Origin of the sequence: Halomonas ventosae, from assembly GCF_004363555.1 — a bacterium.
GTDB lineage: Bacteria > Pseudomonadota > Gammaproteobacteria > Pseudomonadales > Halomonadaceae > Halomonas > Halomonas ventosae.
Window position 1 is genome coordinate 265607 of sequence record NZ_SNZJ01000002.1, and the last position, 22069, is coordinate 287675.

The 22069-nt window shown below is 69.1% G+C and carries 16 protein-coding genes; 8 read left to right on the plus strand and 8 right to left on the minus strand.

Annotation, left to right across the window (positions count from 1 at the left end; translation table 11 throughout):
* The first annotated feature begins 121 nt into the window (after positions 1–121).
* A complete protein-coding gene (metF, locus tag DFP85_RS02730; RefSeq protein ID WP_133634716.1) occupies positions 122–970 on the plus strand; it encodes a methylenetetrahydrofolate reductase [NAD(P)H] in 849 nt (282 codons plus the stop codon).
* Positions 971–1053: 83 nt separating this feature from the next.
* Here metF and DFP85_RS02735 read toward each other — a convergent pair whose 3' ends face one another.
* The 5 genes from DFP85_RS02735 to prlC all read right to left on the minus strand — a co-directional run bounded on the left by DFP85_RS02735 (position 1054) and on the right by prlC (position 8688).
* Positions 1054–3240, minus strand: a complete 2187-nt coding sequence (locus DFP85_RS02735) for a TRAP transporter permease (RefSeq protein WP_133634718.1) — start codon at positions 3238–3240, stop codon at positions 1054–1056.
* Positions 3241–3334: 94 nt separating this feature from the next.
* Entirely contained in the window at positions 3335–4321 is a 987-nt protein-coding gene (locus DFP85_RS02740; RefSeq protein ID WP_133634720.1) for a TAXI family TRAP transporter solute-binding subunit, read from the minus strand.
* Positions 4322–4628: 307 nt separating this feature from the next.
* Positions 4629–6341, minus strand: a complete 1713-nt coding sequence (locus tag DFP85_RS02745; protein ID WP_133634722.1) for a Na/Pi cotransporter family protein — start codon at positions 6339–6341, stop codon at positions 4629–4631.
* A 5-nt stretch (positions 6342–6346) separates the two neighbouring features.
* Entirely contained in the window at positions 6347–6592 is a 246-nt protein-coding gene (locus DFP85_RS02750; protein WP_133634724.1) for a YheV family putative zinc ribbon protein, read from the minus strand.
* A gap of 47 nt (positions 6593–6639) precedes the next feature.
* Positions 6640–8688 carry an oligopeptidase A gene (gene prlC, locus DFP85_RS02755; RefSeq protein WP_133634726.1) on the minus strand — a complete coding sequence of 683 codons (2049 nt, stop codon included), beginning with the start codon at positions 8686–8688 and terminating at the stop codon, positions 6640–6642.
* A 107-nt stretch (positions 8689–8795) separates the two neighbouring features.
* Between prlC and DFP85_RS02760 the strand changes: the two genes are divergently transcribed.
* The 3 genes from DFP85_RS02760 to DFP85_RS02770 all read left to right on the plus strand — a co-directional run bounded on the left by DFP85_RS02760 (position 8796) and on the right by DFP85_RS02770 (position 11451).
* Positions 8796–10136, plus strand: coding sequence for a sodium-dependent transporter (locus tag DFP85_RS02760; RefSeq protein ID WP_133634728.1), 1341 nt, complete (start codon positions 8796–8798; stop codon positions 10134–10136).
* A 13-nt stretch (positions 10137–10149) separates the two neighbouring features.
* On the plus strand, positions 10150–10692 hold the full coding sequence (locus DFP85_RS02765; protein ID WP_133634729.1) for a gamma carbonic anhydrase family protein: 543 nt from the start codon (positions 10150–10152) through the stop codon (positions 10690–10692).
* Between the two features lie 87 nt (positions 10693–10779).
* The gene (locus tag DFP85_RS02770; protein WP_133634731.1) at positions 10780–11451 is read left to right on the plus strand and encodes a metal-dependent hydrolase; all 672 of its coding nucleotides are present in this window, start codon (positions 10780–10782) and stop codon (positions 11449–11451) included.
* On the opposite strand, the gene DFP85_RS02775 is transcribed toward DFP85_RS02770, so the two are convergent.
* The 3 genes from DFP85_RS02775 to DFP85_RS02785 are packed head-to-tail and all read right to left on the minus strand — an operon-like array spanning position 11427 to position 15490.
* The gene (locus tag DFP85_RS02775) at positions 11427–12809 is read right to left on the minus strand and encodes a sigma-54-dependent transcriptional regulator (protein ID WP_133634733.1); all 1383 of its coding nucleotides are present in this window, start codon (positions 12807–12809) and stop codon (positions 11427–11429) included. The genes DFP85_RS02770 and DFP85_RS02775 overlap by 25 nt on opposite strands.
* Positions 12802–14706: a sensor histidine kinase gene (locus DFP85_RS02780; protein WP_424955074.1), complete on the minus strand. Its 1905-nt coding sequence runs from the start codon at positions 14704–14706 to the stop codon at positions 12802–12804. The genes DFP85_RS02775 and DFP85_RS02780 overlap by 8 nt, the downstream gene beginning before the upstream one ends.
* 10 nt (positions 14707–14716) lie before the next feature.
* Positions 14717–15490 (minus strand): GntR family transcriptional regulator, encoded by a 774-nt coding sequence (locus DFP85_RS02785; protein WP_106229354.1) that lies wholly within the window; start codon positions 15488–15490, stop codon positions 14717–14719.
* 331 nt (positions 15491–15821) lie between these two features.
* On the opposite strand from DFP85_RS02785, the gene DFP85_RS02790 reads away from it, so the two are divergent.
* Genes DFP85_RS02790 through DFP85_RS02805 form a run of 4 tightly spaced genes read left to right on the plus strand, consistent with a single transcriptional unit; the run spans position 15822 to position 21569 of the window.
* Positions 15822–16577 carry a (Fe-S)-binding protein gene (locus DFP85_RS02790; RefSeq protein WP_133634735.1) on the plus strand — a complete coding sequence of 252 codons (756 nt, stop codon included), beginning with the start codon at positions 15822–15824 and terminating at the stop codon, positions 16575–16577.
* Positions 16574–18049, plus strand: coding sequence for a LutB/LldF family L-lactate oxidation iron-sulfur protein (locus DFP85_RS02795; protein ID WP_133634737.1), 1476 nt, complete (start codon positions 16574–16576; stop codon positions 18047–18049). Before DFP85_RS02790 ends, DFP85_RS02795 begins: the two co-directional genes overlap by 4 nt.
* Positions 18049–18726: a LutC/YkgG family protein gene (locus tag DFP85_RS02800; RefSeq protein WP_133634739.1), complete on the plus strand. Its 678-nt coding sequence runs from the start codon at positions 18049–18051 to the stop codon at positions 18724–18726. Before DFP85_RS02795 ends, DFP85_RS02800 begins: the two co-directional genes overlap by 1 nt.
* A complete protein-coding gene (locus DFP85_RS02805; RefSeq protein WP_208108431.1) occupies positions 18723–21569 on the plus strand; it encodes an FAD-binding and (Fe-S)-binding domain-containing protein in 2847 nt (948 codons plus the stop codon). The genes DFP85_RS02800 and DFP85_RS02805 overlap by 4 nt, the downstream gene beginning before the upstream one ends.
* Positions 21570–22069 lie beyond the last annotated feature (500 nt).

The window sequence follows — 22069 nt, forward strand, 5'->3', positions numbered from 1 at the left end:
CGGCCCTGGGACCGCCTCTGCATGAACAGGATTGATGCAGCCTCGCGTATCTTTCATTGGTCGGCAGCCAGGCCAGCCGTCAGAATAGCCGCAATATGCATCATTTTCATGAGGTAAGCCGATGAGCATGCAGGAACACCCGCTGGGGATCAGCTTCGAGTTCTTCCCGCCCAGCACCGACGCCGGGCGGGAGAAGCTGGTCGGCGTCCGCGACGCCCTGGCCAGCCGCGCGCCGCGCTTCTTCTCGGTCACCTACGGTGCCGGCGGCTCCACCCAGGACCGCACCCTGAACACCGTGCGGATGGTGCGCGAGTCGGGCTTCACCACCGCGCCGCACCTCTCCTGCATCGGCAGCGACAAGGGCGCGCTGCGCGAGCTGCTCGCGCGCTACCGGGAGGAGGGCATCGACAGCCTGGTGGCCCTGCGCGGCGACATGCCCTCCGGCATGGGCGGGGGCGGCATCGGCCAGCTGCGCTACGCCAACGAGCTGGTCGAGTTCATCCGCGAGGAGACCGGCGACCACTTCGAGATCGCCGTGGCCGCCTACCCGGAGTCCCATCCCCAGGCGGCGAACCTCGAACAGGACCTGGCCAACTTCGCCCGCAAGATGAAGGCCGGCGCCGACATCGCCATCACCCAGTACTTCTTCAGCGCCGAGTCCTACTTCCACTTCGTCGATCGCGCGCGTGCCCTGGGCGTCGAGGCCCCGATCGTGCCCGGCATCATGCCCATCACCAACTACACCAAGCTGGCGCGCTTCTCGGACGCCTGCGGCGCCGAGATCCCGCGCTGGATCCGCAAGCAGCTCGAGAGCTATGGCGATGACAGCGAGGCCATCGGCGCCTTCGGCGAGGAGGTGGTGTCGCGGCTCTGCCAGCGGCTGCTCGACGGCGGGGCCCCGGGCCTTCACTTCTATACACTCAACCAGGCGACCCCCTGCCTGCGCATCCTCGACAACATCACCGGCTGAGCGCAGCCCGGCTGACCCTGCCACGGCGCAACGCAACGGGCCCCGCCATTGGCGGGGCCCGTTGCGTTTCAGGGGGCTCATGGTCAGCCGGCGGCGACGGCCTTGCCCCCGCCGCCGTGGCGGCCGCGCTGCATCAGGAACATCAGCGCGCCGATGGCAAGGCCCGCGATGTCGGAATAGATGCCGCCGTAGATCATGCACAGCGCGCCGAGCAGCATCACCAGGCGCTGCCAGGCCTTGACCGGCCCGAAGAACCAGGCCTGGACGGTGGCCGCCAGCAGCACGATGCCCAGGGTGGCGGTCACGCCCACGCGCAGGATCTGCAGCGCGCTGCCCTCCATCAGCATCGCCGGGCTGTAGAAGAACATGAAGGGCACGATGAAGGCCGCCAGGCCGATCTTGAACGAGGCCACCGAGGTGCCCATGGCGTTGTCGCCCGAGATGCCCGCCGCCGCATAGGAGGCCAGCGCCACCGGCGGGGTGATGGCCGAGACCACCGCGAAGTAGAACACGAAGAAGTGCGCCACCAGCGGCTGGATGCCGATGTTGATCAGGCCCGGCGCGACCACCGAGGCGGCCACCGCGTAGGCGGCGGTCGTCGGCATGCCCATGCCCAGCAGGATCGAGATGCACATGGCGAAGAACAGCGCCAGCAGCTGGCTGACGCCGGCCAGGCCGAGCAGCAGCGAGGAGAAGCGTGCGCCGACCCCGGTCAACGAGATCACGCCGACGATCAGGCCGGCGCAGGCGCACACGGCGATGATCTGGATGGCCATGGTGCCGGCCAGCTGCAGGGCCCTGAGGATGGCGGGTATTCCCATCTTGTGAGGCGAGAACCAGCTCACCACGGCGGCCGAGGCGGTGGCCAGGGTGCCGGCGCGGATCACCGAGTAGCCCATGAACAGCGCGGCGATGAGGATGATGATCGGCGCGAAGAGGTAGACCTGCTTGATCAGCTTGGAGAACAGCGGGATCTCGTCCTTGCGCATGCCGCGCATGCCCTTGCGGGCCGCCTCGAAGTCCACCATGAAGTAGATCGAGGCGAAGTAGAGGATGGCGGGGATCAGCGCCGCCACGGCGATCTCGGTGTAGGGGATGCCGGTGATCTCGGCCATGATGAAGGCCCCCGCGCCCATGATCGGCGGCATGATCTGCCCGCCGGTGGAGGCGGCGGCCTCGATGGCCCCGGCGCTGCGCCCCGGGTAGCCCACCTTCATCATCAGCGGGATGGTCAGCGAGCCGGTGGAGACCACGTTGCCGGCGCTGGTGCCATTGATCATGCCCATCAGGCCCGACGCGAAGATCGACACCTTGGCGGGGCCGCCACGGGCGCGCCCGGCCGCGGCGAAGGCGAAGTTGACGAAGTAGTCGCCCACCTTCGAGGCCTGCAGGAAGGCGGCGAAGATGATGAACAGGATGATGTAGGTCGAGGAGACGGCGGTGGTCGGCCCGAGGATGCCGGCGTCGGTGTAGACCTGGCTGAAGAAGCGGCCCACCGAGAGCCCGGGATAGCCGAGGAAGCCCGGCAGGTAGGGGCCGGCGAAGACGTAGACCAGGAAGATGGCGGAGATCACCACCAGGGCCAGGCCGGCGACGCGGCGCGTCAGCTCGAGGATCAGCAGCGAACCGGCGATGGCCGCGTAGGAGATGCCCATGGGCGCGAAGGAGGTGCCGGTGGAGGCGCGCAGCGGGCTGTTGAACATCACCAGCAGGTAGCCGGCCACGGCCAGGGCGCAGACCATCAGCACCAGGTCGGCCGGCGAGAGGCGGTCGCGGAACTGGCGATAGCTCCAGGAGAGCAGGATGCCGGCCGCGGTGGCCAGTATCAGCGGATAGCCGAAGTGCCAGGCCTCGATCTCCGGGGCGATGCGCATGGCGCCGCCGCTCATCTCCTGGTAGATCATCACCACTCGCACCAGGGCGTAGAGGGCGGGCACGAGCATGGCGTAGCTCACCCAGGCGAGCCAGGTGGCAGAGCGGTGCTCGTCCTCGTCGGCGAAGCGGGTGCCGGCATAGAGGCCGTAGCCGAGAACCAGGGCGCCGGCGATGTGCACGATGCGAAACGACCAGGTCTCCAGCGGATAGACGTTCAGGGAGATCAGGTGGAAGCCGGAGTAGGCGATGGCCAGGGCGCCGAAGAGCAGCCACTGCCAGCCGGTATAGAGCCGCCGGTTGGACTCCACGGCGGCCTCGTCGACGCCCTCGGCGTTGACGGACTCGACGACGTCGTCGCTTGACGCGTCGTCACGGGATTCTGGGGTATGGGACATGGGGACACCCTTGGGGGGATGGCGGAGGAGCACGGGAACTGCCCCGCACCGCCTTGGCGTGGCGCGGTACGGGGCGGTCGGTCAGATCAACGGCTTACAGCTTCAGGTCTTCCGGGATCTCGTAGCCGTTCTCCTCGTACCAGCGCACGGCACCCGGGTGGAAGGGCAGTACCTTGTTGTACTTGATGTTCTCCGGGATGCTGGTCGCGGCGCTGCGGTGGACGTCGCGCATGCGGTCGTTGTTCTCCAGGCTCAGCTTGGTGACCTCGTAGACGAAGTCCTCCGGCAGGTCACAGCCGGCGATGGTGAAGTTCCACATGGAGACGGCGCGGGCATCCTCCTCGAGGGTCTCGTAGGTGCTGGCCGGGATCTGGAACTCGGAGACCGGGAAGTTCTCGAGTACCGTCTGCTGTTCCTCCTCGGTGAACTCGATGATGTTCACGTCGGTCTGCACCTCGAGCTGGCTGACGGCGGGAATCGGGATGCCGGCGGCGAAGGCGATGACGTCGATCAGGCCGTCCTGCAGCTGGCCGCCGAGGTCGGACCAGCCACCGTTGCGGCGGTCGAACTCCACGCCCAGGGTCTCGAGCATGGCCGGGAAGTAGGTGTCGGAGGTGGAGGCCGCCGGGCCGAAGCCGATGCGGGCACCCTCCGGGATATCGGCGATCGACTCGATGCCGCTGTCCTCCAGCGCGGTGATCGAGAAGGGCGTCTCGTACATCGGGAAGAGGGCGCAGACGTTGTCCATGGGCACGCCCGGGGCGAGCGGGCTCTCGCCGGCCAGGGCCTCGGCGGCCGGACCCATGGTGGTCAGGCCCAGGGCAACGTCGCCACCATGGACCAGCGCCATGTTCTGGGTCGGGCCGCCGGTGACCTCGCCGCCGCCCGAGATGCCCAGCTCGTCGGCGATCAGGTTCGCCCAGCCGGAGCCGTAGACGAAGTAGGTGCCGCCCTGGCTGGCGGTGCCCACGGTGAAGCTCTCGGGCCAGTCGCTGCGGTCCGACTGGGCCGAGGCCGAGGCGGCGACCAGCAGGGAGCCGGCCAGGGTGCCGGCGAGGATCCGTGAGGTTGCGTTGCGCATGGCGTGTCTCCTGTGTGCGGTTGTGCTCTTGTCATCTGCCCGGGCCGTCTTGCCCGGGGCTGCATGCCGTTTCCCAGTATGGTCACCGGTGGCGGGACCTGCCGTGAGCCAGGCCGGGGTGGCATCAACGCCCATATCAGGGCAATCGGCATGCCTGGATATTGGAATCACTGATAGATCAGTGTGTTATGAGTGAGTCGTTCGACCTTTGTCGAAGCGGCGCTGGCGGGGTGGGGCCGGGATTCCGCACGGCACGGAGGGAGCGGTGTGCGGATTTCCACACAGCTATGGGGCCTGGTCGCCTCGTTCAGGCGTCGTCGGGCGAGGTCAGGGCCGCCGTCAGCCGGCTGGCCTGGTGGAGGTCGTTCATCAGCGAGGAGGCGAGCCAGGGATCCAGGCGGTGCTGTCGCAACCGTTCGGCCAGCTCGTGCTGCCAGTGGCGACGGACCTCCTCCAGGGGCGCCTCGATGTCGCGGGCACCGGGGTCGTTGGCCAGGCGATTCAGTCCCTCGGCGAGGGCCATGCGCAGGTCGTCGTGGGCCTCGCGCAGGGGGCTCGCCGGTGCGGCATGGCGCAGCAGGCTGCGCTGCAGCACCTCGCCGAAGCGGACGGCCTCGACCAGGCGCAGGGTGCGGGCATAGAGGGCCTCCAGGCGGGCCTCCTGAGCCTCGGTGAGGGGCGTGTCGATGCGCGAGTAGAAGTCGAGGATCTCCGCCATCAGCGGCTTGATCTGCTCGTGGTAGCGCACGTTCACCAGCGGCCACTCCTCGGGGACGATGGGCGCCGCGATCACGGCCCGGTCGGGCGGGTGGCCGATCGCCTCGGCGCTGGGCACCAGGATGGCCGAAGCGAGCAGGTGGTAGGTGCGCCGGTCGAGTCGCCGGCACTCCTGCTCGATGGCTGCCAGGGCCGTGTCGGCATGTTGCAGGGCGTTGGTCTCCAGGTAGCGCGCCTGGGCCGGGGGGAGCCTTGCCGGCTCGGGGAGGAGCCGCTCCAGGCCGCCGGCCAGCCGCGGGATCCAGGGCAGCATCAGCAGGATCCCCAGGCCGTTGAAGAGGGTATGGAAGAGCGCCAGCTTGAGCGGCCAGGCGCTGGCCGCCAGGCCCATCAGCGCGGCGAGCCGGTCCACCAGCCCCGCCAGCGGCAGCAGCAGGACCAGGGCCACGGCCGCCGTGACCAGGTTGAAGATCACGTGGGCCCCGGCCAACCGTCGACCGGCTGTGCTGGCGCCGAAGGCCCCGATCACCGCGGTCACGGTGGTGCCGACGTTGGCGCCGATGGCGATGGCCAGGGCCGGCAGGTAGGGCAGCTGGCCGGAGGCCAGCGCGGTGAGGGTGATCAGCAGGGTGGCGTGGCTGGACTGCATGACCACGGTGGCCATGACGCCGAAGAGCACCAGCAGCGGCCAGTGCCAGAGATGCTCGCCGGCCAGGCCATCCAGGGAGAGACCATCCTGCCAGGTCTCGAAGCCCAGCTTCATGAAGTCGATGCCCAGCAGCAGCAGGCCCACGCCGAGCAGCAGGCCGGCGATGCCGGCGCGACTGCCCTGCAGCAGCCGCGAGCCCAGCAGCCCCAGGGCCAGCAGCGGCATCGCATATTGGGCGAGGTCGGCCTTGAGGCCGAAGCCGGCGATCAGCCAGGCGCCGGTGGTGGTGCCGAGATTGGCGCCGAAGAGCAGGGCGATGGCGGCGGGCAGGGCCACCAGGCCGGCGCCGACGAAGGACATGGCCAGCAGGGTCACCAGCGAGCTGGACTGGACCAGCGCGGTCGCCAGGGCGCCCACGGCGATGGCCCGCGAGGTGCGGCGGGTGGCGGCATGCAACCAGCGGTCCAGGGTGCCGCCGGAGAGGCGCTTGATGGCCTCTTCCAGGTGGGTCATGCCCCACAGGAAGAGGCCCAGGCCGGCGGCCAGGGTGGCCAGGTCGAGTCGCGCCACCAGCAGCGCCGCCGCGGCCGCGAGCCCGAGCAACTCGAGCAGACGGCGCTGCGGCAGCAGGACGGTGGCCGCTCCCTGGCCCATGGGCGTCAGTGCCCTTTCGGGTCGAGGATCTTCACGGTCTGCAGGTCGCTGCGCGCCTGCTCCTCGCGCTCGCGATTGACCCGGGTCTCGAGCTCCGGCAGGGCCTCGTCCTCGATGGGCAGCTGCTCGAAGAAGTCACAGCTGACGCAGTCGCGATAGCGGATGCCGTTCTGCTCCCAGCTGCGGATGCGGTCCATCTCGGCGCAGCGCGGGCAGATGGCCCCGGCGATAAAGCGTTTGGTTACGGTCATGTCATCTCCACGATGGGCCGCCGGGTCGTCCCGGCGGCAAATCCTTCTCAGGCGGCACGGATGCCGCTGTGGCGCAGCAGGGGCTCGACGCTGGGCTCGCGGCCGCGGAAGGCGCGGAACAGCTCGGCGGCATCGCGTGAGCCGCCGCGTTCGAGGATCTCGGTACGGAAGCGCCGACCGGTCTCGGGGTCGAAGATACCGGCTTCCTCGAAGGCGCTCCAGGCGTCCGCGGAGAGCACCTCGGCCCACTTGTAGCTGTAGTAGCCCGCCGCATAGCCCCCGGCGAAGATGTGGCCGAAGCCGTTCTGGAAACGGTTGAAGTCGGCCCGCGGGACCACGGCGACGGCGTCGCGCACCGCGTCGAGCAGCGCCTGGATGTCGGCGGCGCTCGGCGCCGCGAGCTCGCGGTGCAGGCGGAAGTCGAACAGCGAGAACTCCAGCTGGCGCACCATGCCCATGGCGGACTGGAAGTTCTTGGCCGACAGCAGCCGCTCGAAGAGCGCCTCGGGCAGCGGCTCGCCGGTCTCCACGTGGCCGGCGATCAGGTCGAGCCCCTCGCGCTCCCAGCAGAAGTTCTCCATGAACTGGCTGGGCAGCTCCACCGCGTCCCAGGCCACGCCGTTGATCCCCGAGATGTCGGCGACGGTCTGGCGGGTCAGCATGTGGTGCAGGCCGTGGCCGAACTCGTGGAAGAGGGTGGTGACCTCGTCGTGGGTCAGCAGCGCCGGGGCGTCTCCCACCGGGCGGGTGAAGTTGCAGGTCAGGTAGGCCACCGGCAGCTGCACCGCGTCGCCCTCGAGGCGGCGGACCCGGCACTCGTCCATCCAGGCGCCGCCGCGCTTGCCCTCGCGGGCATAGAGGTCGAGATAGAAGCCGGCGATGGGGGCGCCGTGCTCGAGAATGCGGAAGTAGCGCACGTCGGGATGGTAGCGCGGGGCCGTCTCGTCCTCGGCGAAGGTGACGCCGTAGAGGCGCTCGACCACCCGGAAGAGGCCGTCGACCACCTGCGGGGCGGGGAAGTAGGGGCGCAGCTGCTCATCGGAGATGGCGTAGCGCGCCTCGCGCAGCTTCTCGCTGGCGAAGCCCACGTCCCAGGGCGCCAGGGCCTCCATGCCCAGCTCGTCGCGGGCATAGGACGCGAGCTCGGCGTACTCCTCGCGGGCCTGGGGGACGGCGCGCGCGGCGAGGTCCTCGAGGAAGGTCACCACCTGATCGGGTGACTCGGCCATCTTGGTGGAGAGGGAGTAGTCGGCGTAGTCGCTGAAGCCCAGCAGCTCGGCCAGCTCGTGGCGCAGCGCGAGGATCTCCTCCATCACCGGGGCGTTGTCGTACTCGCCGGCGTTGGGGCCCTGGTCGGAGGCGCGGGTGACGAAGGCGGTGTAGACCTCGCGACGCAGCTCGCGGTCCTCGGCGTAGGTCATCACCGGGAAGAAGCTGGGGAAGTCCAGGGTGATGCGGTAGCCGGCCAGCCCCTTGGCCTCGGCATTGGCTCGCAGGCTGGCCAGGGCGCTCTCGGGCAGGCCGGCGAGGCGGGCCTCGTCGGCGAGGTCGAGGTGCCAGGCCTGGGTGGCGTCCAGCAGCTGGTTGGAGAAGGTGTTGGAGAGCTCGGAGAGCCGCGACTTGATCTCGCCGTAGCGCCGCTTCTTCTCGGCGGGCAGGTCCACGCCGGCCAGGCGGAAGTCGCGCAGCGCGTTCTCCACGGTGCGCCGCTGGCCCTCGTCGAGGGTCTCCCAGGCGGGGCCGTCACGCAGCGCCTGCCAGGCCCGGAAGAGCCCCTCGTGCTGGCCGATCCAGGTACTGTAGTCGGAGAGCTTGCCCAGGCAGGCCTGGTAGGCCTCGCGCAGCTCGGGGTTGTTCATGGTGCCGTTGAGGTGCGAGACAGGCGACCAGGCCCGCGCCAGGCGGTCGTTGAGCGCCTCCAGCGGGGCGGCCAGGCTCTCCCAGCTCGGGGCGGCCGTGTCGGCGCGCGCCACGAGTTCCTCGATGGCCGTGCGGTTTTCCGCCAGCAGCTCCTCGATGGCCGGCACCACGTGCTCGGGCCGGATGGCATCGAAGGGGGGCAGTTCGTGGGGTTCGAGCAGCGGATTGCGGGACATGCACACCTCGGGTCGGGAGTGGGGGAGGACGGCTCTTAGATGCGGGCGGCCGCGGCGGGTTTCAATGTGCTAGGCTTGCGCCCTTTTCAGGCTCGCGGAGTGGACCCATGAACGAGACGCTGGAGCGCTGGAGCACCCGGCGTGCCTTCATCCTGGCAGTGACCGGGGCGGCGGTGGGGCTGGGCAACATCTGGCGCTTCCCCTACATCACCGGGGAGAACGGCGGCGCCGCCTTCCTGCTGCTCTACGTGGCCTTCGTGCTGCTGCTGGGGCTGCCGGTGATGATGGCCGAGATCCTGATCGGCCGCGCCGGGCGCCGCAGCCCCATGCAGTCGCTGGGCCACCTGGCCGGCCAGGCCGGGGCGAGTCGCCACTGGCGCTGGCTGGGCCTGTTCGGCGCCTTCACGGTGTTCTGCATCCTCTCCTTCTACTCGGTGGTCTCGGGATGGTCCATCGAATTCCTGGTCGCCGCGGTCAACGGCGACTTCGTGGGGCGCAGCGCGGCGGAGATCGGCGCCGGCTTCGACGCCTTCCTCGCCGATCCCGGGCGCATGACCTTCAACCATACCCTCTTCCTGGTGATGACCATGCTGGTGGTCGCCGCCGGGGTGGCCAAGGGGCTGGAGAAGCTCAACAACCTGCTGATGCCGCTGCTCTACCTGCTGCTGCTGGTGCTGGCGGGCTACGCGGCCACCACCGAGGGCTTCGGTCCGGCACTGGCCTGGCTGTTCCTGCCCGACCTCTCGGCGGTGACGCCCATGGTGATGCTGCAGGCCATGGGCCATGCCTTCTTCACCCTGGCGGTGGGCGCCTGTGCGCTGATGGCCTATGGCGCCTACATGCCCGACCACCAGAGCCTGCCTAGGGCCGCCGCCTCGGTGGCAGTGCTCGACGTGACGGTGGCCCTGCTGGCCGGCATCGCGATCTTCTCGGTGGTGTTTGCCCAGGGCATGGATCCCGGCGAGGGCCCGGGGCTGATGTTCGTCACCCTGCCGGTGGCCTTCGCCGAGCTGCCCGGGGGGCCGCTGTGGCTCTCGCTGTTCTTCCTGTTGCTGCTGCTGGCCACCTGGACCTCCTCGATCAACCTGGCCGAGCCCATGGTCGCCACCCTGCAGGGCTGGGGCCTCGGGCGGGGGCCGGCGGCGGCCGTGGTGGGCCTGGCGGTCTGGGGGCTGGGGATGCTCTCGGTGCTCTCCTTCTCGAGCCTGGCCGAGACCCGGGTGCTGTTCGGCATGAACCCCTTCGAGCTGGTCAGCACCATTCCCCCGGAGATCTTCCTGCCGCTGGGCGGGCTCTTGATCGCCATCTTCGCCGCCTGGGTGATGCCCGAGGAGACCACCCTGCGGGCGCTGGATGCCGGCCCCAACGGCTTTCGTGCCTGGCGGGCCCTGGTACGCTGGGTGTCGATCCCGCTGACGCTGGTAGTATTGTTGGCCGGACTGATCTGAGACGAGGTGAGCAATGAGCGAGGCAACGAGCCTGCGGCCCTGGAAGGGACGGACGCCGCAGCTGGGCGCGCGGGTCTATATCGACCCGGCCTGCATGGTGCTGGGTGACGTGGTGCTGGGCGACGACTGCTCGGTGTGGCCCATGGCGGTGATCCGCGGCGACATGCACCGCATCCGCATCGGCGCGCGCACCAGCGTGCAGGACGGCAGCGTGCTGCACATCACCCATGCCAGCGACTTCAACCCCGAGGGCTTCCCGCTGACCATCGGCGAGGAGGTGACCATCGGCCACAAGGCGATCCTCCACGGGTGCACCCTTGGCAACCGCATCCTGGTGGGCATGGGGGCCATCGTCATGGATGGTGCGGTGGTCGAGGACGAGGTGATCATCGCCGCCGGTGCCGTGGTGACGCCGGGCAAGCGCCTGGAGAGCGGCCACGTCTACGCCGGCAACCCGGCCAAGGCGCTGCGCCCGCTCAAGGAGACCGAGCGGGCCTTCTTCCCCTATACCGCCGGCAACTACGTCAGGCTGAAGGACGAGTACCTGGCCGGCTGAGCCTGTTGCCAATTGGCAACTGATTGTTTTTTCTGGCCATGCTGCGCATAATCTGGGTTTTCATCCAGTATTTTCGAGTCTCTGCACATGGCCGATTTTCGCACCCACCTCGGCGTCGCCGTGGCCGGTGGCTCGCTGCTAGGTCTGGGCGCCTGGCAGGCCACCCCGCTGTCCGCCACCGACGCCGCTTCCCTGGCCATCCTGACCGCTTTCGGCGGGATCCTGCCGGATGTCGATGCCGACAACTCCCATGCGATCCGCCTGATCTTCACCCTGCTTGCCGTGCTGTCGGTGGTGGTGGGCGCCCTGCTGCTGCAGGGGTGGCTCGGCCCGGGCAGGCTCATCGTCGCCTGTGGCGGCCTCTATGTCGGCGTGCGCTATGTGCTGAGTGGCGTGTTCCGGCGCTTCTCGGTGCATCGGGGTATCTGGCATTCGCTGCTGGCATCGCTGCTGTGCGGGCTGGCGACCACGGTGGCCAGCTACCAGTGGCTCCTGCAGGAGGCCTGGATGGCCTGGGCCCAGGGGCTGGCGCTGGTGCTGGGGACGCTGATCCACCTGCTGCTCGATGAGCTCTACAGCGTCGACCTGGAGGGTACGCGCATCAAGCGCTCCTTCGGTACGGCGCTCAAGCTGTTCGACTATCGCCAGCCGGGCAACTCCCTGGTGATGCTGATGGCGACGGCCAGCCTGGCCCCCTGGCTGCCCCCCTGGGGGGCGCTGCGCGAGTTGCTCCGTCAGGGCGCCTCGCTCTGGCGGTAGTCCTCGGCCTTGAGGCCGTACTTCCTGAGCTTGTCGTAGAGGGTCTTGCGCGGCAGGCCGAGCTGCTCGCAGGCCTCGGAGACGCGGCCGCGGTGGCGGGCCAGGGCCTGGTCGATCAGGCTCTTCTCGAACAGTTCCACCTGCTGGGGCAGGGCCAGGTCGCCGCTGTCGCTGCCCACCCCCTCGAGCAGGGCATCCAGGCGATAGTCGCAGGTGGCGCCGAGCAGCACATAGCGCTCGGCCAGGTTGCGCAACTCGCGCACGTTGCCTGGCCAGTCGTGGGCGAGCAGCGCCGAGATGCCGGCGGCATCCAGTGGCGGCGCCTCCAGGCCGCTGCGGTTGGCGGCGACCACGGCGAAGTGCTGGAACAGCAGCGGGATGTCCTCGCGCCGCTCGCGCAGCGGGGGAATCGGCAGGGTGACCACCTCGAGCCGGTAGTAGAGGTCCTCGCGGAAGCGTCCCGCCTCGGCCGCGGCCTTGAGGTCGACCTTGGTGGCGGCGATCACGCGCAGGTCCAGGGGGACCGGCACGTTGGCCCCGAGGCGCTCGATGGAGCGCTCCTGCAGCACCCGCAGCAGCTTGACCTGCAGCGACAGCGGCATCGACTCGATCTCGTCGAGGAACACCGTGCCGCCCTGGGCATGCTCGAACTTGCCGATGCGCCGCTCCACGGCCCCGGTGAAGGCCCCCTTCTCGTGGCCGAACAGCTCCGACTCGATGATGCTCTCGGGGACGGCGCCGCAGTTGATGGCCACGAAGGGGTGGCCGCCGCGGCGGCTGCGCTCGTGGATCGCTCGTGCCACCAGGTCCTTGCCGGCCCCGGTCTCGCCGAACAGCAGCACGTCGGTCTCCACCTGGCTGATGCGCTGGACCATGGAGGCGAGGCGCTGGATGGCCGGGGTGCGCCCCACCAGGCGCGGGCCCGGCGCCGACTGCTGGGCCTCGAGCTCGGCCTTGAGCGCGCGGTTCTCGAGGCTCAGGCGACGCTTGTCGATGCCGCGACGGACCATCTCCACCAGGCGCTCGCCGGCGAAGGGCTTCTCCAGGAAGTCCCAGGCGCCCTCGCGCATCGCCTCCACGGCGGTGGAGATGTCGCCATGGCCGGTGATCAGGATCACCGGCAGGTCGGGGTCGCGGCCGCGCACCTCGCGCAGCAGGGCCATGCCGTCCATGCCGGGCATGCGGATGTCGCTGACGATCACCCCGGGGAAGTCCGGCGTCAGGGCCGCCAGGGCGGCCTCGGCGCTCTCGAAGGCCTGGGGCTCGTACCCCGCCAGTTCCAGGGTCTGGCCGGCGGTGATGCGCAGGTGCGCCTCGTCGTCGATGATCATCACCGGAAGGGTCGCCGGCTCATGCATGGATGTCGTGCTCCTCGGGCCTGGTGTCGCCGGTCGCCTCGGGACCGGGGTCGCGGGGCAGGGTAATGGTGAAGCGGGCGCCGCCGCCAGGGGGGTTGTCCGCGGTCAGCCGGCCGCCCAGGTCGTCGATGATGCGCGCCGAGATCGACAGTCCCAGCCCCAGGCCGCTGCCCGGCGACTTGGTGGTGAAGAAGGGCTCGAAGATCCGCCCCAGGTGCGCCTCGGCGATGCCGGGGCCGTTGTCGATGACGCGGATCCGCACCTCCTCGCCCTCGGGTTCGATGCCCAGCAGCAGTCGCGGCGCCTCGGTCCGGGCTATGGCCTGCAGGGCGTTGCCGATCAGGTTGACCAGCACCTGCTCCAGGCGCACCAGGTCGGCGCGCACCCAGGCCTCCTGCGCGGGCCAGTCGCGTTCGACGCTGACCCCGGCATCGCGCAGCCGCGACTGGAAGAGCCGCAGGGCGTAGCCGAAGCAGGCCGCGACCGAGACGCTGGTGGGCCTGTCGCCGCTCTTGCGCGAGAACTGGCGCAGCTGGGCACTGATCTCGGCCATGCGCTCGGTGAGTTCGATGATCTGCGCCAGATTGCCGCTTGCCGCCTCGGTGCGGCTGCGGGCCAGGAACTCGGACGCATTCTCGGCATAGGCGCGGATCGCCGCCAGCGGCTGGTTGAGCTCGTGGTTGATGCCGGCGGCGAGCTGGCCAAGCACGGCGAGCTTGGCGGCCTGGACCAGCTCGTCGCGGGTCTGGCGCAGACGTTCCTCGGCGCGGCGGCGCTCCTCGATCTCGCCGGAGAGGCGCCGGTTGGTCTCGACCAGGTCGCGGGTGCGTCGCTGCACGTTGAGCTCCAGCTCGTCGCGGGCACGGGCCAGGGTGCGCCGTTCGCGGTCGGCGAACTGCTCGCGCTCGCGGCGCAGTCGCAGGCGCTGCCAGCCGATGCCACCGGCCAGGACCACCACGCCGTAGAGGCCGCCGGCGAGCAGGGCGGCGAGCCACTGGGCCTGGATCACCGGGGCCAGCGACTTGAGGATATGCAGCTCCCAGCCGAACGCCGGCATGGGGCGCGACAGGCCCAGGTAGTCGTCCCCGGCCAGCGGGCCCCGCCGGAAGCCGACGCGCTGGCTGTGCTCGCCCGGGGTGTCGGTGATCTCGATGCCGGCGGGGGCCAGGGGCTCATCGGCGTAGCGCCGGGTGTCCAGCAGCGCCTCGCGCTCGTCCTCGGAGAGCGGCTGCAGGGCCCGCATGCGCAGCTCCGGGCGGCTGGCCATGAAGATGATGTCGTCCTCGTCGGTGACCAGCAGCTCGGCATCCTGCTCCGCCCAGCTCGCCTCCAGGGTGTCGAGCAGCACCTTCACCACCATGACGCCATCGGGGCTGGCATCCGGTGCGGTGTCGTCCAGCCACACCGGGGCCGAGAAGTAGTAGCCGCGCTCACGGGACTGCACGCCCAGGCCATAGAAGCGCCCGGCGTGGCCGGCGATGGCCTCCTGGAAGTAGCTGCGGAAGGCGTAGTTCTGGCCGATGAAGGTGTTGGGGCGGTGCCAGTTGCTGGCGGCCAGGGTGTCGCCGTGGCGGTCGATGAGGTAGATGTCGGAGACGCCGGCGGTGGCCCGGAAGCGGTCGAGCAGCCGGTTGAGCGGCATGGGGTCCTGGCTCTCCGGGGAGGCCAGGAAACGCCTGACCATCTCCCGCGAGGCGAGCAGGTCGGGCAGGTAGTCGTGGCGAGAGAGGTGGCCGACCAGGCTCGCCGCCGAGAGGCGCAGCTCGTTCTCGGCGTCCTGGCGCAGCCCCTGCAGGGCCTGGTCACGGGCCAGCAGGGCGGCCTGCCACATGGCGAGCACCAGCCCGAGGGGCATCAGCAGCCAGAGCAGCTGGCGGACCCGGCGGCGGGACATCATCGGCATGGCCTCAGCGCGAGGTCGCGGGCATGACCTGGGCGCGGCGCAGGGCACGCTGGGCCCGGGTCTCGGCGCGCTCGACCTCGAGCAGCCCCTCTTCCACGAAGACCAGGTGCTCATGGGCGCGGGTGCGGGCGTCCTCGGCCCGGCCCTCGAGGATGGCATCGAGCAGGGCGCGGTGCTGCTGCATCAGCAGGGGGCGTGACTCGGGCTTCTCGAACAGGTGGGCCAGGTTGTCGACGATGCTCTTCTCCAGCAGGTGGAAGATGCCGCGGATGGTATGCAGCAGCAGCACGTTGTGGGCCGATTCGGCGATGGCCATGTGGAAGGCCGCGTCGGCGCGTGCCTCGAGCGCCGGGTCACGCCCCTTGAAGCAGGCCTCGAGCTCCTCGAAGCGCTTGATCAGCAGTGCCTTGTCGGTGGGCGTGGAGCGCAGGGCCGCATAGTAGGCGGAGATGCCCTCCATGGCGTCGCGGAACTCGAGCAGGTCGAGGTGGAACTCCCCGTGGCGGGAGAGCATCTCCAGAAGCGGGTCGCTGTAGCCGCTGTTGAGTTCCTCGCTGATGAAGGTGCCGCCCCCCTGGCGGCTGGTCAGCAGGCCGCGGGCCGACAGCTTCTGGATGGCCTCGCGCAGCGAGGGTCGCGAGACGCCGAAGCGCTCGGCCAGTTCGCGCTCCGGCGGCAGGCGCTGGCCGGGCTTCAGGCTGCCCTCGAGGATCAGCGCCTCGAGGCGCTCGGTGATGACGTCGGCGAGGCGAGGCTGCCGGACGGGCTGATAGGCCATGGTGGTGGCTCCGGAACACGTGGTGAAAGTCGGCATGGTATCGCCATCAAATTGGTATTACCAAACACCGCGTCAACGGCTTGCTGTCCCTGCGTCAGGCAGCCAGAATTTCTCCTGTTACATCAGGGTGTTGGAAAAAGCGTTGAAGACGATAGACTAAAGTATAGGCGGGCGAGGCTGGGAAGCGGGCGTCGTGCGTTTGACACTGCAGGCTCTGCCTCCTAATGTGCGGCAACGTTTCCGTGTCAATTGGTTTTACCAATTTACCGTAGCCCGAATCAGCGACTTCAGCGCAACGCTGCCGTGCCCTGCGCTGTCCAGGATCCTGCCCATGACGCCAGTCAAGCTCTATCCGCCGAAGCCGGAGAAGGTCTACTTCTTCGGGACCTGCCTCGTCGACCTCTTCTACCCGGAAGCCGGGCTGGACGGTATCCGCCTGCTCGAGCGGGAGGGCATCGAGGTGCTCTTTCCCGAGGATCAGACCTGCTGCGGGCAGCCGGCCTACACCTCTGGCTACCAGCAGGAGGCCCGGGCAGTGGCGGCGGCCCAGCTCGGCCTCTTCCCCGAGCCCTGGCCGATCGTGGTGCCCTCCGGCTCCTGCGGCGGCATGATGCGCACCCACTACCCCCAGCTCTTCGCCGGCACCGATCTCGAGGAGCGGGCGAGCGAGGTGGCCGGGCGGGTCCATGAGCTGACCGAGTTCCTGGTCCATGTCTGTCACCTGAAGCTCGAGGATCGCGGCGAACCGGAGAAGGTGGCCATGCATACCTCCTGCAGTGCCCGGCGCGAGATGGGGCTGGCCGAGACCGGCCCGGCCCTGCTGGCGCAGCTCGGCCAGGTCGAGCTGGTGGAGCAGGCGCGCGCCGCCGAGTGCTGCGGCTTCGGCGGCACCTTCGCCGTGCGCCATCCCGAGGTCTCCGCCGCCATGGTGGAGGACAAGACCACCGCCATCGCGGAGGCCGGCGCCCAGCGCTTCGTGACCTCCGACTGCGGCTGCATGATGAACATCGGCGGACGCTTCGAGCAGCAGAAGTCGCCGGTCAATGGCGAGCACATCGCCAGCTACCTGTGGCGGAGGACCTCATGAGCGCTATCCAGACCCCGGGTGTCCAGACCTACAGCCCCCGCGAGTTCCACCGCCAGGCCCACGATGCCCTGGGCAACCCGCAGATCCGCGCCAACTTCCGCAAGGCGATGGATGGCCTGATGACCAAGCGCCGCGACAGCTTCGGCGACTGGGAGCTGGAGACCCTGCGCGAGCTGGGCGCCAACATCCGCCTGCGGGCACTGGCGAAGCTGCCCGACCTGCTCGAGCAGCTGGAGGCCAACTGCGAGGCCAACGGTATCAAGGTGCACTGGGCCGAGGATGGCGAGCAGGCGTGTCGCATCGTCCGCGAGATCTGCGAGTCCCACGACGCCAGGTCGGTGATCAAGGGCAAGTCGATGGTCTCCGAGGAGATGCACCTCAACGCTCACCTGGAGGAGGCGGGGATCGAAGCCCTGGAGTCCGACCTCGGCGAGTACCTGGTGCAGCTCAACGAGCAGACTCCCTCGCACATCATCATGCCGGCGATCCATCTGAACACCGATGAGATCTCCGAGATCATGCACGACAAGACCGGCACCGAGCGCACCCGCGACGTCGACTACATGACCGCGGCGGCCCGGCAGCAGCTGCGCGAGCGCTTCATGGCCGCCGACGTGGGGGTCTCCGGGGTCAACTTCGCGGTGGCCGAGACCGGCACGCTCTGCCTGGTGGAAAACGAGGGCAACGGCCGCATGACCACCACGGTGCCGCCGGTACACGTGGCCGTGACCGGTATCGAGAAGGTCGTCGAGCACCTGCGCGACGTGCCGCCCCTCTACGCCCTGCTGACCCGTTCCGCCACCGGCCAGCACGTCACCACCTACTTCAACATGATCAGCTCGCCGCGCAAGGAGGGCGAGCATGACGGGCCGAAGGAGGTGCACCTGGTACTGGTGGACAGCGGTCGCTCCCGCATCTACCAGGACGACGAGCTGCTCGATACCCTGCGCTGCATCCGCTGCGGCGCCTGCATGAACCACTGCCCCGTCTACACCCGGGTGGGCGGCCACACCTACGGCACCACCTACCCGGGGCCCATCGGCAGCATCCTTTCGCCCCACCTGATGGGCCTGGACGAGACGAAGGACCTGCCCACCGCCTCGAGCCTGTGCGGCGCCTGTGGCGAGGTGTGCCCGGTGAAGATCCCGATTCCCGACCTGCTGGTGCGCCTGCGCCGCGAATCGGTGGGCGAGGGGCGCGGCAATGTGCCCGGCGCCGGCGTCAAGCGCACCCGCAAGGAGGTTGCCGCCTGGAAGGGCTTCCAGTGGCTGGCGACCCATCCTTCCGCCTGGCGTGCCGGCACCTCGGTGGCCGGCAAGCTCAAGGCGCTGATGCCCGCGAAGCTGGGACCCTGGACCGACTACCGCACCGCGCCCAAGCCGGCGGGCACCACCCTGCATGCGCTGGTCAAGCGCCACCAGGCGAACAAGAGCCATCAGCCGAACAGCAAAAGCCATGAGGAGGAGCGCTGATGCGTGCCCGCGACGCCATTCTCAAGCGCCTGCGCGAGCGCCTCGATGGCCCCCTGAGCGCCCCCGAGAGCGACTTCGCCGTGGTGACCCATAGAGGCTGGAGCCAGGAAGAGCGCCTGGCACGCTTCGAGCGCTGGATCGCCTCGGTGCACGGCGAGGTGATCCATTCCCCCCGGGATAGCTGGACCGAGACGCTGGCCAGGGTGCTGGCCGACAAGGGCGTGCGGCGCCTGGCGCTGGGCAAGGAGCACCCGGTGGCCGCCGAGGCGCGGCGCGCCCTGGCCGATGCCGAGGTGGAGCTGGTCGACGTCGACCGCGATATCGAGGCCTGGCAGCGCGAGCAGTTCGAGAGCGTCGATGCCGGCCTGACCTCCACCCGTGGCGCCATCGCCGAGACCGGCAGCCTGTGGCTCTGGCCGACGCCGGACGAGCCGCGCCTGATCAGCCTGGTGCCGCCGATCCATGTCGCGGTGCTCGATGCCGAGACCCTCGAGGATACCTTCTTCGATGTCGTCGAGGCCCACGGCTGGGCCGATGGCATGCCCACCAACGCCCTGCTGATCTCCGGGCCCAGCAAGACCGCCGATATCGAGCAGACCCTGGCCTACGGCGTGCATGGCCCCCGCGAACTGGTGGTCATCGTGCGCCATGCCGGCGCCACGCCGGAGGCAACATGATGGCCGCGGACGGCTGGCGCGAGTTGAAGGCAGCGCTCTCGTCGGTGATCCCCGCCGAGCGCCTGATCGACGACCCGCTGCGTACCCTGGCCTACGGCACCGATGCGAGCTTCTATCGGCTGATTCCGCAGCTGGTGGTCCGCCCGGAGAGCGAGGCGGAGCTGCAGCACACCCTGGCGGAGTGCCGGGAGCGTGAGCTGCCGGTGACCTTCCGCGCCGCCGGCACCTCGCTCTCCGGGCAGGCGGTCACCGACTCGGTGCTGATCCAACTGGGTCGCGGCTGGCGGGACCACGCGATCCTCGACGAGGGCCGGGCGATACGCCTGCAGCCCGGGGTGATCGGGGCCAGGGCCAACCAGCTGCTGGCCCCCTACGGGCGCAAGATCGGCCCCGACCCGGCCTCCATCGCCAGCTGCATGGTCGGCGGTATCGCCGCCAACAATGCCTCGGGGATGTGCTGTGGCACCGCTCAGAACAGCTATCGCACGGTGCGTGACATCCGGGTGATCCTGGCCGACGGCAGCCTGCTCGACACCGCCGACGCCGCGAGCGTCGCCGCCTTCCGGGCCTCCCATGGCGAGCTGCTGGCCGGTCTCGAGCGCCTCGCGGCCGAGACGCAAGGCAACGCGGCCCTGGCCGAGAAGATCCGCCACAAGTACCGGCTCAAGAACACCACCGGCTACGCCCTCAACAGCCTGGTCGACTTCAGCGATGGCATCGAGATCCTCAAGCACCTGATGATCGGCTCCGAGGGCACCCTGGGGTTCATCAGCACCATCACCTACGACACCGTGGTCGACGAGCCCCTGAAGGCCGCGGCCCTGGCCTTCTTCCCCGACATGGGCACGACCTGCCGCGCGACCATCGCCCTCAAGCAGGCGCCGGTCTCCGCCGTGGAGCTGATGGACCGGGCCGCGCTGCGCTCGGTGCAGGACCAGCCTGGCATGCCCGCGGTGCTGAGGACGCTACCCGAGGGGGCGGCGGCGCTGCTGGTCGACGTGCGCGGCAATGACGAGGCCGAGCTTGAGGCGCGCATGCGGGCGGTTCAGGCGACCCTCGAGGGCATCCAGACCCTGGAGCCGGTCACCTTCACCCGCGACGCCGCTACCTATGCCCTCTACTGGAAGATCCGCAAGGGGCTCTTCCCGGCCGTGGGGGCGGTGCGCGAGACCGGCACCACGGTGATCATCGAGGACGTGGCCTTTCCCATCGAGCGCCTCGACGAGGGAGTGCTGGCGCTGACCGACATCTTCCACCGCCACGGCTACGCGGAGGCGATCCTCTTCGGGCATGCCCTGGAAGGGAACCTGCACTTCGTCTTTCCCCAGGGCTTCGAGAAACCCGGCGAGGTGGAGCGCTACCAGGCGCTGATGGACGAGGTGGCGCAGCTGGTCGGCGTGGAGTACGGCGGTTCGCTGAAGGCCGAACACGGTACCGGACGCAACATGGCGCCCTATGTGGAACTGGAGTGGGGGCCCGGGGCCTATGCGCTGATGTGGGAGATCAAGGCGCTCTTCGACCCCGGCAATCTGCTCAATCCGGAGGTGATCCTCAGCCGCAACCCGACGCTGCACCTGGAGAACCTCAAGCCCCTGCCGGCCGCCGACGCCATCGTCGACAAGTGCATCGAATGCGGTTTCTGCGAGGCGGTCTGCCCCTCGACCGACCTGACGCTGACGCCACGCCAGCGCATCGTCATCCGTCGCGAGCTGGCGAGGCTCGAGGCGTTGGGCAACCGGGTCACCGACGCCGACAGGGCTCGAATGACGCAACTCGAGGAGGCCTATGTCTATCAGGGCATCGACACCTGCGCGGCCACGGGGCTCTGCGCCACCCAGTGTCCGGTGGGCATCGATACCGGTGAAATGGTGCGTCAGTTGCGTCGCGACCGGTCGCTGGACAAGGCCGCCCTGGCCAGGCGCATCGGCCGACACTTCTCCGGGGCGACCCGTGCGGCGCGGGGCGGCCTGGCCGCGGCGGGAGCGGCGCGCGCCGTGCTGGGCGTCAACTTGATGGAAAAGATGAGTACCGGAGCGCGTCGGCTGAGCGGTGACCGCCTGCCCCAGTGGAGTCCGGCCCTGCCCCGGTCGGCGCCTGTCCGGGTGCTGGACCATGCGCCGTCGGGCGATTCCTCCAGGGACAAGGTGGTCTACCTGCCCTCCTGTGCCACCCGCATCTTCGGGGCGGACCATGACGATGCAGCCGAGGCACGCTCGGTGATGGAGATCACCCTGGCGCTGCTAGACAAGGCCGGCTTCGAGGTGATCCTGCCGGAGATGATCGGCCACCTGTGCTGTGGCATGGCCTTCAAGTCCAAGGGGCAGTACGAGGAGGCCAATCACAAGGCGCGTGAGCTCAACCGCGAGCTGCTGGTGGCGAGCCAGAACGGGCGCTACCCCGTGCTCTGTGACACCAGTCCCTGCACCCTGCAGATGCGGGAGCACCTGGATGAGCGGCTCGAGATGCTGGAGCCGGTCGCCTTCGCCCATGACCACCTGCTGCCCCGGCTCACGGTCACGCCCCTGGACGAGCGGGTCGCCGTGCACGTCACCTGCTCGAGCACCCGCATGGGACTGGCCGACAAGTTCGTCGGGCTGGCGCGAGCCTGTGCCCGGGAGGTGGTGGTGCCGGCGGAGATCACCTGCTGCGGCTTTGCCGGGGACAAGGGCTTCACGACCCCGGAGCTGAATGCCTCCGCGCTGGACGGCCTGGCCGAGCAGGTGAAGGCGTGCAGTGCCGGCTACTCGAACTCGCGCACCTGCGAGATCGGCCTGAGCCAGCACGGCAAGATCCCCTACCGCTCGATCCTCTCTCTGCTCGACCGGGCCAGCGGGACGCCGTGACATTTTTCTTCGCGAGGGCCTTGCGCGGCCCCGGGGAAATCCGTAAAGTACGCATCCGCTGCCGGCGACGGGCACACGTTGCAGGCGGTGGAAAGTGGTAGAAGTGCTTGTTTTCATTTGGGTTTTTTCGAGAAGTTCTGGAAAATTCCCGCTTGACGAACTCGCCGCATTCGGTAGAATGCTCGCCACTCGTGACAGAGGCCCGCTGAGGGCTCTATCGGACGTCACCTCGCTTGCGAGATCCGGATCGCTTCCTCGGAAGTCATCGACACACACGGTTGACACGCAGCGCCGATCACGTAGAATACGCCTTCCTCGCAGGGCGCCGGCGAGACCGCCGCTTCATCAGAAGCCGGGCACGACGGCAACAGCGAGACGCTCCCCGCTCGAATGAGAGCTCGGAGCCGCTCTTTAACAATCGATCAGGTAATTCATGTGGGCGCTTGTCGGGATGTCGGTGACCAGTCACTGAAACATTCAAGGCAAGCGACTCGTCAAAG

Excerpts from the sequence above, each read along its gene's own strand:
- metF (WP_133634716.1), top strand. The coding sequence starts at position 122 with ATGAGCATGCAGGAACACCCGCTGGGGATCAGCTTCGAGTTCTTCCCG.
- DFP85_RS02735 (WP_133634718.1), bottom strand. The coding sequence starts at position 3,240 with ATGTCCCATACCCCAGAATCCCGTGACGACGCGTCAAGCGACGACGTC.
- DFP85_RS02740 (WP_133634720.1), bottom strand. The coding sequence starts at position 4,321 with ATGCGCAACGCAACCTCACGGATCCTCGCCGGCACCCTGGCCGGCTCC.
- DFP85_RS02745 (WP_133634722.1), bottom strand. The coding sequence starts at position 6,341 with ATGGGCCAGGGAGCGGCCACCGTCCTGCTGCCGCAGCGCCGTCTGCTC.
- DFP85_RS02750 (WP_133634724.1), bottom strand. The coding sequence starts at position 6,592 with ATGACCGTAACCAAACGCTTTATCGCCGGGGCCATCTGCCCGCGCTGC.
- prlC (WP_133634726.1), bottom strand. The coding sequence starts at position 8,688 with ATGTCCCGCAATCCGCTGCTCGAACCCCACGAACTGCCCCCCTTCGAT.
- DFP85_RS02760 (WP_133634728.1), top strand. The coding sequence starts at position 8,796 with ATGAACGAGACGCTGGAGCGCTGGAGCACCCGGCGTGCCTTCATCCTG.
- DFP85_RS02765 (WP_133634729.1), top strand. The coding sequence starts at position 10,150 with ATGAGCGAGGCAACGAGCCTGCGGCCCTGGAAGGGACGGACGCCGCAG.
- DFP85_RS02770 (WP_133634731.1), top strand. The coding sequence starts at position 10,780 with ATGGCCGATTTTCGCACCCACCTCGGCGTCGCCGTGGCCGGTGGCTCG.
- DFP85_RS02775 (WP_133634733.1), bottom strand. The coding sequence starts at position 12,809 with ATGCATGAGCCGGCGACCCTTCCGGTGATGATCATCGACGACGAGGCG.
- DFP85_RS02780 (WP_424955074.1), bottom strand. The coding sequence starts at position 14,706 with ATGATGTCCCGCCGCCGGGTCCGCCAGCTGCTCTGGCTGCTGATGCCC.
- DFP85_RS02785 (WP_106229354.1), bottom strand. The coding sequence starts at position 15,490 with ATGGCCTATCAGCCCGTCCGGCAGCCTCGCCTCGCCGACGTCATCACC.
- DFP85_RS02790 (WP_133634735.1), top strand. The coding sequence starts at position 15,822 with ATGACGCCAGTCAAGCTCTATCCGCCGAAGCCGGAGAAGGTCTACTTC.
- DFP85_RS02795 (WP_133634737.1), top strand. The coding sequence starts at position 16,574 with ATGAGCGCTATCCAGACCCCGGGTGTCCAGACCTACAGCCCCCGCGAG.
- DFP85_RS02800 (WP_133634739.1), top strand. The coding sequence starts at position 18,049 with ATGCGTGCCCGCGACGCCATTCTCAAGCGCCTGCGCGAGCGCCTCGAT.
- DFP85_RS02805 (WP_208108431.1), top strand. The coding sequence starts at position 18,723 with ATGATGGCCGCGGACGGCTGGCGCGAGTTGAAGGCAGCGCTCTCGTCG.